This is a genomic window from Rhizomicrobium palustre, from assembly GCF_011761565.1.
Taxonomy (GTDB): domain Bacteria; phylum Pseudomonadota; class Alphaproteobacteria; order Micropepsales; family Micropepsaceae; genus Rhizomicrobium; species Rhizomicrobium palustre.
The window spans coordinates 561,162-572,925 of record NZ_JAASRM010000001.1 but is presented as its reverse complement, the minus strand read 5'-3'; the positions used below and the strand labels follow the sequence as shown (position 1 = coordinate 572,925).

At 58.3% G+C, this 11,764-nt stretch carries 11 protein-coding genes; 8 read left to right on the top strand and 3 right to left on the bottom strand.

Annotation, left to right across the window (positions count from 1 at the left end; genetic code table 11):
- Together FHS83_RS02385 and FHS83_RS02380 are read left to right on the top strand one after the other, a co-directional pair.
- The gene (locus tag FHS83_RS02385; RefSeq protein ID WP_167080508.1) at positions 1-912 is read left to right on the top strand and encodes an FAD:protein FMN transferase; all 912 of its coding nucleotides are present in this window, start codon (positions 1-3) and stop codon (positions 910-912) included.
- 245 nt (positions 913-1,157) lie between these two features.
- Positions 1,158-1,415: a hypothetical protein gene (locus FHS83_RS02380; RefSeq protein WP_167080506.1), complete on the top strand. Its 258-nt coding sequence runs from the start codon at positions 1,158-1,160 to the stop codon at positions 1,413-1,415.
- A gap of 75 nt (positions 1,416-1,490) precedes the next feature.
- On the opposite strand, the gene FHS83_RS02375 is transcribed toward FHS83_RS02380, so the two are convergent.
- Positions 1,491-1,808, bottom strand: coding sequence for a SemiSWEET family sugar transporter (locus tag FHS83_RS02375; protein ID WP_167080504.1), 318 nt, complete (start codon positions 1,806-1,808; stop codon positions 1,491-1,493).
- 258 nt (positions 1,809-2,066) lie between these two features.
- On the opposite strand from FHS83_RS02375, the gene FHS83_RS02370 reads away from it, so the two are divergent.
- The 4 genes from FHS83_RS02370 (at position 2,067) to FHS83_RS02355 (ending at position 6,718) form a co-directional block, all read left to right on the top strand.
- A complete protein-coding gene (locus tag FHS83_RS02370; protein WP_167080502.1) occupies positions 2,067-2,441 on the top strand; it encodes a signal peptidase II in 375 nt (124 codons plus the stop codon).
- 2 nt (positions 2,442-2,443) lie between these two features.
- Positions 2,444-3,181 (top strand): prolipoprotein diacylglyceryl transferase, encoded by a 738-nt coding sequence (locus FHS83_RS02365; protein ID WP_167080500.1) that lies wholly within the window; start codon positions 2,444-2,446, stop codon positions 3,179-3,181.
- A 71-nt stretch (positions 3,182-3,252) separates the two neighbouring features.
- Entirely contained in the window at positions 3,253-5,811 is a 2,559-nt protein-coding gene (locus tag FHS83_RS02360; RefSeq protein WP_167080498.1) for a thioredoxin domain-containing protein, read from the top strand.
- On the top strand, positions 5,804-6,718 hold the full coding sequence (locus tag FHS83_RS02355) for a LamG-like jellyroll fold domain-containing protein (RefSeq protein WP_167080496.1): 915 nt from the start codon (positions 5,804-5,806) through the stop codon (positions 6,716-6,718). The genes FHS83_RS02360 and FHS83_RS02355 overlap by 8 nt, the downstream gene beginning before the upstream one ends.
- Before the next feature lie 212 nt (positions 6,719-6,930).
- Here FHS83_RS02355 and FHS83_RS02350 read toward each other — a convergent pair whose 3' ends face one another.
- Positions 6,931-8,280, bottom strand: a complete 1,350-nt coding sequence (locus FHS83_RS02350) for a sensor histidine kinase (RefSeq protein ID WP_167080494.1) — start codon at positions 8,278-8,280, stop codon at positions 6,931-6,933.
- Positions 8,270-9,634 carry a sigma-54-dependent transcriptional regulator gene (locus tag FHS83_RS02345; RefSeq protein ID WP_167080492.1) on the bottom strand — a complete coding sequence of 455 codons (1,365 nt, stop codon included), beginning with the start codon at positions 9,632-9,634 and terminating at the stop codon, positions 8,270-8,272. The genes FHS83_RS02350 and FHS83_RS02345 overlap by 11 nt, the downstream gene beginning before the upstream one ends.
- A gap of 214 nt (positions 9,635-9,848) precedes the next feature.
- On the opposite strand from FHS83_RS02345, the gene FHS83_RS02340 reads away from it, so the two are divergent.
- Together FHS83_RS02340 and FHS83_RS02335 are read left to right on the top strand one after the other, a co-directional pair.
- Positions 9,849-11,066 carry an efflux RND transporter periplasmic adaptor subunit gene (locus FHS83_RS02340; protein WP_167080490.1) on the top strand — a complete coding sequence of 406 codons (1,218 nt, stop codon included), beginning with the start codon at positions 9,849-9,851 and terminating at the stop codon, positions 11,064-11,066.
- Positions 11,067-11,075: 9 nt separating this feature from the next.
- Complete coding sequence (locus FHS83_RS02335) at positions 11,076-11,762, top strand: ABC transporter ATP-binding protein (RefSeq protein WP_167080488.1); 687 nt, start codon at positions 11,076-11,078, stop codon at positions 11,760-11,762.
- Positions 11,763-11,764 lie beyond the last annotated feature (2 nt).

Here is an 11,764-nt window from a genome sequence, read left to right as displayed (position 1 = left end):
ATGGCCTTAGAGGATAACGCGGCTGAAGAATTGTCCGGCATTGTCCGGAGCGGGCGCGATATCCTCTGTATCTTCAAAGCCATGGCGACGCCTTGTGAGGTGCGGCTGGAAACCAGCGATGAGGCGCTCGCCAGCGGCGTATTCGAGGCTGTGGAAGCCGAAACGCGGCGGATAGAGCAGAAATACAGCCGCTATCGCGCGGACAGTGTCATCAGCCGAATCAACGCGGCGGCAGGTGAGGCTACTCCGGTCGATCCAGAGACTGCGATGCTGCTCGATTTCTCGGCCCAATGTTATGCGCTGTCGGATCGCCTGTTTGACATCACCTCGGGTATCTTGCGTCGGGTGTGGAAATTCGATGGTTCAGACCGGTTACCAAGCAAGGCAGATGTCTCCGCGGTTCTAGCTTATGTTGGCTGGAAAAAAGTAGTTTGGGAAAAGCAAGCCATCACCTTGCGGCCCGGCATGGAGATCGATTTTGGCGGTGTGGCCAAGGAATATGCCGTTGATCGCGCTTTAGCTATGGCAACGCAAATCACGCCAGCGCCGATGCTGATCAATTTTGGTGGCGATCTGCGCGTTTCGGGGCCACGCCAGGACGGCGCGCGCTGGAAGGTCGCCATCGAATCTGTCGATAAATCTGGTGGTATGGAAGGGCTGGTGGAAATCGCCCAAGGCGCACTGACCACCAGCGGAGACGCCCGGCGCTTTCTCTTGAAAGATGGGGTGCGCTACGGACACATCCTGAATCCCAAAACCGGCTGGCCTGTCGAAGACGCGCCGCGCTCCGTCACGGTCGCTGCCGCCACCTGTCTGGAAGCTGGCATGACCTCGACCATCGCCATTTTGCAAGGCAAGAAGGCCGAACGCTTTCTCAAGCGCGAAGGTGTCAGAGCCTGGTGCATCAGGTAACACATAATCCGTAACTCTCTGTGTGGTATTGTTCATGGCTTTGAAGGATAGGTGCCCGATAGGTGCGTGAATTTATAAGCGAACTTGTCATTGCTTGCGGTCGAGTTGGAGCCAGGCCGGCTTAGTAGTGATTGGTATCCGCTGGCTATTCCGGCGTGGAATGATGGATAGTAGCGTGAGATAACTGCCCCATCGCCTTGGGGCGGCGCATCTTCTGTCCGTTAACCCAATGGACGAGATACGCCATGACGCTTCAAGCTAAGCTCGACGCCTTCAAAGCAGATTTCGAGGTCGGATGGTCTGGATGGACGGGCGATAGCTTCGGCAGATCTGCTTGCCAGGGGGCGCTTGTGGTGAGCTTCTATCACGGTGTTTGCATCCTGAAACTGGAATTGCGGTTGGCACTGGCAACGGATAGCGGCGCCAAGCGTGCTATTCGTAGGCGTTCTGCATCTTTGCGGACAGAGCGCACCAGGATCAGCACAATAGCCCTGAAATGCTGATCGACTTTCCACAGCGAATACGCCGCCATTTAATTGGGCACGCACCCGTATGGATATGCGAGCATCGTCCCGTCCCTATTCATCCGCGCTTTTACCTATCGAACTTGTCGGTGGTGGCTGCTTTGCAAACGGACGTGCCACGGCTGGCAACAGCTTCGCTGCGAGGATGAAGCCGGAGAGAAACAGGCAGATCGTATTGGATGCGATCAGCGCCCATTGCGTGGTCATCAGCCCATAGCTTGTCCACAAGGCAAAGCCGCACACCGTCAGCACATACATCCATAGCGATATGTCTTGAGTCTGCTTCAGGCGGATAACCTTGATAGCTTGTGGTACAAAGCTCACGGTTGACATCAGCGCCGCGGCGGATCCGACAAGAAGCTCTATATGCATATATTGTCCCCGACTTTTCAGCGAAGAGTGGCGGACCTCAATTAGATGAGGCGCGCTTTTCAACACGCGTTTTGCCTAAAAGTTCCCGCGCATCTTGGTGAACTACCAGGCAGTTACTTCAAGTTGCCGGAGCGGTGGCGTGGAGAACCCATCGGCATAACTCTTTCAGAGACTGCCGGAGCCATCATTAGGGATAGAGACCTCGGCCGAATGACACTCGGCGATTGACAAAAGGTTCGCGGCGGGCAGGGATAGATCATGCTGCCTTTCGCTGCCACGCTGGTTTTCGCTGTCGCGCTCGATTGGAGTACCAAAGCGCTGGTCATGGCTGGATATATGCCCAAGCTGGGGAGGCGCTGTTTTCGTCATCCTTTGGGGAAGTTTCCACCTGGGCTCACAGCGGCGCTCATTATCCTCGACGTGAGCTTAGCTTTTGCGGCATCCTTCATTTCTTCACCTGCGCTGCAGGTGGCGCTTGGTCTTGCTGCCGCTGGGGCGGTGGGCAATGGCGTCGATCAAATCCGCCATGGCGGCGTCCTCGATTTTATTGATCTGAAAGTCTGGCCGGTTTTCAACATCGCAGATGCCGCCATCGTGACGGGTACGGTACTCGCGTCCATAACGTTGATATAGCCATGCATCCAATCCTCTTTCGCTTTGGAAAGTTGGTCATTCACAGTTATCCGGCAATGCTTGCGCTTGGGATCGTGACGGGCCTATGCGCGCAGCAATGGGGCTCAGCCGAGAGAGGATTGGATGGGCGGACCGTCATGATCGCCAGCCTGCTCCTGCTCATTCCTGCGCTCTTGGGGGCGCGCCTTCTCTTTATCTTGCTGCACTGGCGGGCATTTAAGGCAAACCCGAAGCGCATCTGGCGTGGCACGGAAGGTGGGGCAGCGCTCTATGGCGGGCTGATCTTGATGGTGCCGATGTCGCTACCGCTGCTTATGATTTTGCGGCTTCCCTTCGGCAGCTATTGGGATACAGCAAGTCTTATCATACTGGTGGCGCTCGCTTTGACGCGTCTTGGCTGTTTATTGAATGGCTGCTGTGGCGGGCGGGTTTCCCGCAGCTTTATCGCCCTCACCCTGACTAACTACAAAGGGGTGCGTGAGCGGCGGATCCCGGTCCAGCTGTTCGAGGCCGGGGCAGGTCTTGTGCTGCTCGGCATAGTCCTCCTGGTTTGGAATGAGGTCCCCTTTGGTGGTGCGATATTTCTATTTATTCTCGCCGCTTACGGGGCTGTGCGTTTCGTTCTCGAAGGATTTCGCGAAGAGCAGGACCGGATCGGAAATATATCCCTCCATCGCGTAATCTCGGCTGTCTGTTTCATTGGAGCTAGCGTCATCTTTGTAATCGCGACCGGGCGTTGATCTTTCAAGCCACTTGCATCTGTATGTAAACAATACCAGTCTGCATGGCGATGTGATTGCGAGGTCTCGGGATGGGTAATGTCTTCACCGGAGATTTCGAGGCCGTACTCCAGGTGAGCGGCAAAACGCTCAACCGCCTTGCCGCAAGCATGCACCAGAATGCGGGGGGAAATCCTGACACGCCGAGTTTTCCACACAGCCTTTGGCTGCGCATGGGAGATGACGGTATGGTGGATGGCGTGCGCGGTACTCTGCAGGCTGAGATCTGCACACCGCAAATTGAACTCGTCAACGCATCGACTGATCGCTTCTTTCTCTCCGCTGCGATCCGCGCTTGGTTTCAGGCTGATCCCGGCACAACGCCTTTTCCCGCCTTTATTAAGGGCGCCTTTCGGGCTGAATATCGTCTCACCGATATCGATCAGAAATGTCTCGGCTGGGCATCGCGTGCGGCCGATTACCTTTGGATACGGGTTGTTCCCGAAAGCGTCACGTTTGAAGGCGGGCTCAGTGACGATACCAATTTGATGCTTATGCTACCTGATCCGGGTGCCGAAGCTGCAAGGCACGAACTTTTCGTGCGCCAGATTGCAGCGGCGCTTGCAGGTCCATTCGAGGCCACCCCGCACCCCGTCTCCAAACGCTTTCGCAACGGATCGCTGATTAGCCTCGCTGGTCCAGGTGAATCCGGGCTGGCCTTGCCTTTGGGAATTACCGGCAACCCGTCGGGCGCGATCACGAGCATCGCCAATCTCTTCCTCGCAGGCGAGGATTTTGCGTTTGCGCTCCGCGAGGATCTGTTGATGGCGCTTCTCGCACCCAGCATTGCGGCAATTCAGGACTATAAGCCGAGCGTGCATGTGCATATCAGCACACCTTGGCCCGCCCCCGACATTGACACCGACTATAACGGCAGCCTTGACCCTATTTCCGTCTCCTGGCAGCCGCATGGCAGTTTCGCGGTGATCCACATCCATGCGAGGGGGCATCTGCATACCGGTTCGGTGTTGGCTGATGCGAGCTTCACCGTGGACCAGGATATTTTCGTCAATTTCAACGCGGGGGACGAGACCTTATGGCTTTCAGTCGGCTCGCGCAGTGTAACGGCCAATGCAAGCGGGTTGGGCTCCGGCGCCATTTCCGACGGCGTGAGCGGCGCAGTCGATGCGGTAGTGAAAGCCTTCGCCGAAGCGGCATGTACGGGCGCGCGGAGCCAGCTCGATGCTATGATCGCGCGCAAGCAAGAACTGATCGACCAACTGCGCGGCTTGGATGGCGGGGCCGGGGCGCGGTTTACCAACGCGTCTTTCGAGCCTGATGGCATTGTGCTGCGTGGCCGCATTACGGTCTCGAGCCGTCATGCGGGCAAGCCCGCCTTCGAGCTCACGCAAGCCAAGGATGGCTACAGCGCGCTTGCGAGTTGGTTCCCCGGCGGGCGCATCGACAAGTTCGAATGGAGCTGGACTTGGCCTGATAACAGCACCAAAGCTACCACGCTTTCCGACCGCTTTCTTCTGCGCCGGCCACATCCTAAGCCTGGAAAATGGGGCACAACCTTCAACCTTACCGATCCCCTCCCGGGGCTCGATGGCTCCGGCACGCTCTGTCTTCGTATTTCGGGGGCGCAGATTGATGCGGTCACGGGCGATTGGGTCCACGTTGAAAGCACGCGCATATGCCATCGCTATGGCTTCGCTATTCGCCCGCTTGCCAATGGGGCAGTGATACGGCCTTTGTCGCGCGAGGTAGCTCAGACCAAGCCGCATATTCCACATCCCGAATTGGCGCTGACCTCCTTGGGTGAAGGGGCTGCGAGTAATGCCTTGGTCGCCTATGTGGGGCCCGATTGGGACGAGGAAGCCACGCGTGCCTTGTACCATGCGCTTGAAGCCACGCACCGTCACGACGCGGGCTTGATGTTGCTGGCGCTGTTTTCAGAGGGCGAAGCGGGCAAGGGCGAGCATCTTGCGCGGCAGTTTCAGGAGATGGGGCGAGCGCTCGGCCTTGTAACCCTGGTGCAGGAAGACGTTGATGCAAGCTGGGCTACCAATCTTGCGGTGCCGCAAACATGCCGCGACAGTGTGTGGCGGCTTATTACACCAGAGGGCGGCATCAGTTGGGCGCTTACGGGGGCTATATCAGCAGATGAGCTGAGCAAGGCCCTGACGCACTGCCTGTTGCCGTCACAGGCGCCATCGCTGCGTCCGGTTGAGCCAAAACTGGCCATCGGCGCACGCTTTGGGCAGGGGGCGTTCCGCGGGGCATGGCCGATCCGCCTGGCGCATTGTCCGCCGCCGCCCTTCAACCGGCTTGCGAAAGCCGCAGGATCGCTGGTGAGTTTTGTGCGCCAAGACTCCGCGGCCTCGCGGGCGCATGTGCGGCGGCTGAAAGCGGAATACGGCCATGAAACGGGACCGCTCGTTGCGCTCATTCTTGAAGGCGCGGACGCGCATAAAGCTGCGCATTTCAGCGAAGAGGTCGGTCTGCCGGTATTGCCCGATCCAGGTGGCGCCATCACAGACCGAATGGGTATCTCGGTCTGGCCGACCACTTTCAGCCTCGACAAAAGCGGAATCCTCCGCGCCATCGATTACGGTCCGCTGACCGAAGAGGAGGGGCGTCGTGTTTGATCCGTTCTTGTGGCTTGCCCCGCTGGCGGTTCTGCCCATCGTGGCGGCGTTCGGATTCGTCGGCTGTACTCCTTTCTCGACGGCTGAGCCACCCGTGCCCCCAACACCAACGCCGGCCCCGACACCCAAAACCTATCCAGAGATGATCTCCGCCACGCCCAACCTTGTTGCGTATTGGCGGCTTAGCGAGGGTGCCGTCGCGGATGTCGTGGCCAAAGACAGCGGCCCCAATAAGAAGGATGGGGAATACAAGAATCCCGTCGGGGTGACGCGTAGCGTTCTCGGCGCCTTGTCGCTCGGCCCCGATGCGGGCGACCTTGCGGCTGAATTTGATGGCACTCAGGGCTATGTCGAAATTCCGTTCGATCCGCTCATAAATCCGCAAGTTTACTTCAGCCTGGAATTATGGGTGCGCCCGCCAGACAACCCCATCGCGCGACATGTCATTGCTGGGGCTTATGAGCTGGATGGCACCGGTAAGCTCCTGCATGGATATGTGCTCGACCACATTCCCGGAACGCCGCCGAAATTCCGTATCCGGCTCGGTACAAATAACGTGGCCGCGCCTGTCGCCTTGGCCTTCGATTATGGTGATGGTCTCGATTTCGATAAATGGCGCCACATTGTGGTCGTTTACGATGGGTCTATTTCGACCTTATCGGCTTACGTCAATTGCAAAGATGGAAAGCCTGTCGCGACGATAGCGTCGATGCCGGGCAAGCCTGTCGTGCTGCAGGGAAATCAAACATCACTGACGCGGTTGGGTGTTGGGTTTGATGAAAAACCGCATCCAGCCCCCGTGTTGGGCTTCTTCTATAAGGGACGCATTGACGAAGTCGCGCTCTATAATGGTGCGCTCAGCGGCGCCACAGTGCAGGCTCACTTTAAAAAAGCTACCGCGCTATAAGCTAGTGCCCCCATCTGGAAGCTGTGTGGCTACGGTTTGTCCTCAATCCCTAAGTGGCTCCTGCTGATAGTTCGCTAGTTCTCCATCATGGTCTTCACCGGTGATGGACATAATTTTGGTGCGTCAATAAACTCGATAAGTTCGGCTGTTGATGTGAACATGGCTCGAATTTGGGAGTGAGGCAAGGCCGCGCTGATCACGCGATCCCGTGATCAGAAGTACAGGCTGATCGTGGTGCCGCCGCCCGCTGTGTCGGAGATGCGCACTGTGGCCCCATGCAGGGTTGCGATTTGGCGCACCAAGGTCAGGCCCACACCACTGCCTTGCCGCTTGGTCGTGTAGAAGGGGATGAATACCTTCTCCCGCATCTCGGTGCTGATGCCGGGACCGTTATCTGTAACGGAGATAATGACTCTGCCGCCACTGTCCTGCACCGCCTTCAGAGCGATCCGGCCCTGCTGCCCGTCGCGTAAGGCTTCGACGGCATTGCGCAGCAGATTGATCAGTGCTTGGTCGAGCAGTTCCGGGTCGGCAGATATCTCCAGCGTCTCTGGCATGACAGCGGTATCGAGCGCGATACCACGGATGGTGAGTTCGTCCGCCAGAAGACGCTGCAAACGGGCGAAAACACGCCACATCGGGACGATTTCTATGCGCGCGAGAAGCGGCTTGGTCAGCCGGCGATGATTCTGGACGAAATGCAGCAAGCCCTCGCTGCGTCTGGCCAGGGTTTCCAGCGCTTCGCTGATATCCGTGAGCGTGGCGCGATTGGCGTCGGTATGGGGGAGCTTAGCCAAGACGTCGTCAGTAAGGCTGCGAGCGGTAGATGCGAGCGAAGAGATCGGCGTCAGCGAGTTCATGACCTCATGAGTCATCACCCGGATCACGGCTTGCCATGCGGCGAGTTCCTGTGCCGACAATTCCGTCTCGATATTCTGAAGCGAAATCAGTCGACGGCGCAGGCCGCCGACGCGCACGTCTGTTGCGGCCGCCTTCAGCTGAAGGGTTCCGGATGATCGCGCCATGCGCAAGATCGCCGTTTCTCCCGGTTTGAGGGTTTCGAGCCCGGCAGCGAACGGTTCCCCGTACCCGACGAACTGCGCGGATTTGGGACATGGTCCTTCAAACAGCCGGCGCGCCGCTAGATTGAGCATCTCGACCGCACCATTCTCGTCCACGGATATAAGTGCCACGGGCACGTGCGCGATCAGCGACTGGAAGTAAGAGGTCTGCTCTTCGCGTTCCAATCGGCCTTTGCGCAGCTGCTCGAGCACGCGGCCCATGGCGGCGCCCAGCTCCGCGAAACTTGCGTCACTGGAAAATGCCGAGAAGCTCGCGCTGGTATCGTCGAAAGCGACCGCATCCAGGAAGCGTGCGATCTCCTGCCCGGAATGGGTGGCAAATTTAACGATCTCCACGATCTGGAATACGATGGTGGCTGCGATGAGGGCCATGGCGACGTACCAATGCGTGTTGGCCGCGGCCCAAGCCAGCAATGCCATCGTGGTAGCAAGCGCGCCGACGCGCAGGGCAATATGGGTTTCGAAGCGGCTAGAGGCCATATTTCTCCATCCGGCGGTAGAGCGAGGTGCGGGTCAGGCCAAGCGCCTCGGCGGCCTTGCTGACATTGTTTTTGTGGCGCTCCAAGGCCCGCTCGATTGCCGCTTTTTCGATGTCGTCGAGGCGAGAAGCGTCTCGCATCGCTTCCTTGCGTGGCTCGGCTTTTTCAAGCGGGAAATCTGAGGTGGTCAGCACTTCTCCCTCACTCAGAACAACCGCGCGTTCGACCGCATGGCGCAGCTCGCGCACATTGCCCGGCCATGTCCATTCCATCAGCCGTGCGATCAATGCTGGTGCCAGGCGTTTGGTGGGAAAATTGTATTTGCGGCAATAGGCCGTGGTGTAGTGCTCCAGCAGGGGTGGAATGTCGTCTTTGCGGTCGCGCAGCGGTGGCAAGCGGATTTCCACCGTATTGATGCGGTAGAGCAGATCCTGGCGGAAGCGGCTTTCGTCGTTGAGCTGGGCGGGCGACAGGTTGGTAGCACAGATCAGGCGGACATCCATCGGCTCGGGCTTTTCGGTTCCCACCGGTACGACTTCACGCCGCTCCAGCGCCGTTAGAAGTTTGCTCTGCAGATAAAGCGGGACATTGCCGATCTCATCGAGAAATAGCGTGCCGGCCGTGGCGGCGCGGAAATACCCGGTGCGGTTCTGCTTGGCATCTGTGAAGGCACCGCGGCAATGGCCGAACAACTCACTCTCGAACAGCTGTGGTGAGATCGCGCCCATGTCGACACGCAGGAAAACCTCTCCTGGCCGCTGCGATTGGCGATGGATCTCGCGAGCCACCAATTCCTTGCCGGTACCGTTTTCACCTAAGATGAGGATGTTGGCGTCCGTTGGCGCCGCGCGACGGATAGCATCGAACACCTTCAACATGGCGGGCGAGGTGCCGATCATGTCGCTACTGGTATGGGTGGCAGCCGCCAAGCCGCGATTGCGCTCGCGCAGTTCGGCTGTTTCAAGGCGCGATCGCCGCAGATTTAACGCGGCAGTCAAGGTGGCCACCATGCGGTCGTTATCCCAAGGCTTGGTGACGAAATCGGCGGCGCCTTTTTTCATGGCTTTCACCGCCAACTCGACATCGCTGTAGGCCGTGAGCAAAACCACCACGGCCTGGGGATCGAGTTCGAGCACCTGAGAAAGCGTCGCCAATCCTTCAGCGCCGGTATCGGCACCCAGTGTGAAGTTCATGTCCAGCACCAGCACGTCGAAGCTGTTCTTGCGGATCAGCGTCGCGACTTGTGCAGGATCGCTCACGGTTTGGATCACGCCGAAGTGCCGTTTCAACAGCAGACGGGCGGCTTGCAGGACATCTTCGTCGTCATCGACGATCAGGATTCGGCCTTCGGGCATGTGTACGCATTCGCACAGGTGTCCGCTCATGTGTACGCCTGCGGACAGTCCTTCGCCAAGCCTTTTCGACAACTGCTTGAATTTGCGCGAAAAAAATTCTGGCCCGGGCCTTGCTAACCAAACAAGCGGATCGCCCGGAAAACGTGAGGCCTGCACGATGCTGATGAGAATGCGGTCAGAGACGGATCAAGAAGACTCGCTACCCGGATCTGGAATGGACCAGATCATTGCCCGAAAATCGCGTTGGCCTCTTTACGGCTCGCTGGCCGGCATTGCTGTGCTCGCTGGTGCGCTCGCCATTTGGCTGATGAGCGGCACTGGCGGCAACACGTTGCGGGTCTCGACCAATCAGCTCACCATTGGCACAGTCACGGAAGGCCCGTTTGAAGATTACATCGCCGTGCGTGGCAGGATCGCGCCCTTTATGGTCGCTCACCTCACCACCGACCAGGGCGGGACCGTCAAGCAGGTGTTGGTCGAGGATGGAGCGATTGTCAAAAAAGGTCAGGCGCTGCTGGTCCTCTCCAATCCTGCCTTGCAGCTTCAAGTCGCCTCGCAGCAGCTCCAGTTCGAGCAGACCCGATACAAGTATCAGCAGGACCTGCTCGACATTGAGCACAAACTCAGCCAGCTCAGGAATAATCTGACACGTGATAAGATGTTGCTCGATGCCAACGCCATAGCGCCCAGCACGTACAAGCAGGAACAGGACGATTACAATTACTACCTCAAGCTTCGTGCCACGACCGTAGCCTCGCGCGACGTCCAGCAGCGCGTCCTTGCCGCGCCTTTGATCGGCCAGTCCTCGGACGGCAAAGGTAATATCGATATTTCCAACGCTGCCGTGGAAGCACTCACCATTCGCGCTCCAATGGATGGTCAGCTCACGGATCTCGACGCTGAAGTGGGGCAGTCGAAAGTGGTGGGCGCCGTGCTGGGGCAAGTCAATTCGGCTGATCATTTCAAGCTGGTGGCCGACGTCGACCAATTTTACCTGAACCGGGTTTCCAACGGTCAGGAGACGCTGTTCTCCGTGAGCGGCCGCGATTACCGGGCCAAGGTGGCGAAGGTCTATCCGCAGGTCACCAACGGCACCTTCAAAGTCGACTTCTATTTCGATGGTGCCGCTCCGCAAGATACCCATGTTGGCCAGGAAATGGACATGAAGGTCGAGCTTGGCGGCGCCTCCCGCGCGCTTATGTTGCCGAGCGGCCCCTTCTATCAGGACACCGGCGGCAGTTGGGTTTTCGTAGTCGCCTCTGATGGCAAATCCGCAGTACGCCGCAGTGTCCGGCTGGGCCGGCGCAATCCCGATCATGTCGAAGTGCTGGATGGTCTCAAACCCGGCGAGAAGGTGATCGTCTCTGGCTATGAAGCCTATCTCAAGATGGATCGTCTGGACCTCACCAATTCCAAAAGCGACAACCTTTAGGATTCGAAGATGATAACGCTCAAGAAACTGACCAAGGTCTATCGCACGACGGAGGTCGAAACGACGGCCTTGCGCGACATGGATCTCGAGGTGCGCAATGGCGAGTTCATCGCCGTCATGGGGCCGTCAGGTTGCGGAAAATCCACTTTCCTCAACCTTGTTGGGATGCTCGATCGCCCGTCCTCCGGCGAATACTGGTTCGACGGCCAGAACATCTCTCATTATTCCGAAGCCAAACTCACCAAGCTGCGCAAAAGCGCGATCGGCTTCGTGTTCCAGAGCTTCAATCTGATCGACGAACTCAATGTTCTGGAGAATGTTGAGCTCGCATTGCTCTATCACACCGACATTTCGGCGGGCGAGCGCCGCAAGCGCGCCAAAGAGGCTTTGGAGCGGATGAAGATCGGCCACCGTGCCAAGCATCGCCCGGCCCAGCTCTCCGGCGGTCAGCAGCAGCGTGTCGCCATCGCGCGCGCGGTGGTAGCCCATCCCAAGCTGATCCTGGCCGACGAACCGACCGGCAATCTCGATTCCGCCAATGGCGAAGAGGTGATGCAGTTGCTCACCCAGCTCAACGACGAGGGCACCACCATCGTGATGGTCACCCATTCGCACAGCCACGCCGAATACGCCCATCGCATCGTCAATCTTCTAGACGGCGCCGTGGTCACCGAAAGCATCCGTCAGGTCCTGTAGGA

Bases quoted from the DNA above. Each gene is read 5' to 3' on its own strand.
- FHS83_RS02385 (WP_167080508.1), top strand. From the start codon at position 1: ATGGCCTTAGAGGATAACGCGGCTGAAGAATTGTCCGGCATTGTCCGG.
- FHS83_RS02350 (WP_167080494.1), bottom strand. From the start codon at position 8,280: ATGGCCTCTAGCCGCTTCGAAACCCATATTGCCCTGCGCGTCGGCGCG.
- FHS83_RS02360 (WP_167080498.1), top strand. From the start codon at position 3,253: ATGGGTAATGTCTTCACCGGAGATTTCGAGGCCGTACTCCAGGTGAGC.
- FHS83_RS02345 (WP_167080492.1), bottom strand. From the start codon at position 9,634: ATGCCCGAAGGCCGAATCCTGATCGTCGATGACGACGAAGATGTCCTG.
- FHS83_RS02380 (WP_167080506.1), top strand. From the start codon at position 1,158: ATGACGCTTCAAGCTAAGCTCGACGCCTTCAAAGCAGATTTCGAGGTC.
- FHS83_RS02375 (WP_167080504.1), bottom strand. From the start codon at position 1,808: ATGCATATAGAGCTTCTTGTCGGATCCGCCGCGGCGCTGATGTCAACC.
- FHS83_RS02370 (WP_167080502.1), top strand. From the start codon at position 2,067: ATGCTGCCTTTCGCTGCCACGCTGGTTTTCGCTGTCGCGCTCGATTGG.
- FHS83_RS02340 (WP_167080490.1), top strand. From the start codon at position 9,849: ATGGACCAGATCATTGCCCGAAAATCGCGTTGGCCTCTTTACGGCTCG.
- FHS83_RS02365 (WP_167080500.1), top strand. From the start codon at position 2,444: ATGCATCCAATCCTCTTTCGCTTTGGAAAGTTGGTCATTCACAGTTAT.
- FHS83_RS02335 (WP_167080488.1), top strand. From the start codon at position 11,076: ATGATAACGCTCAAGAAACTGACCAAGGTCTATCGCACGACGGAGGTC.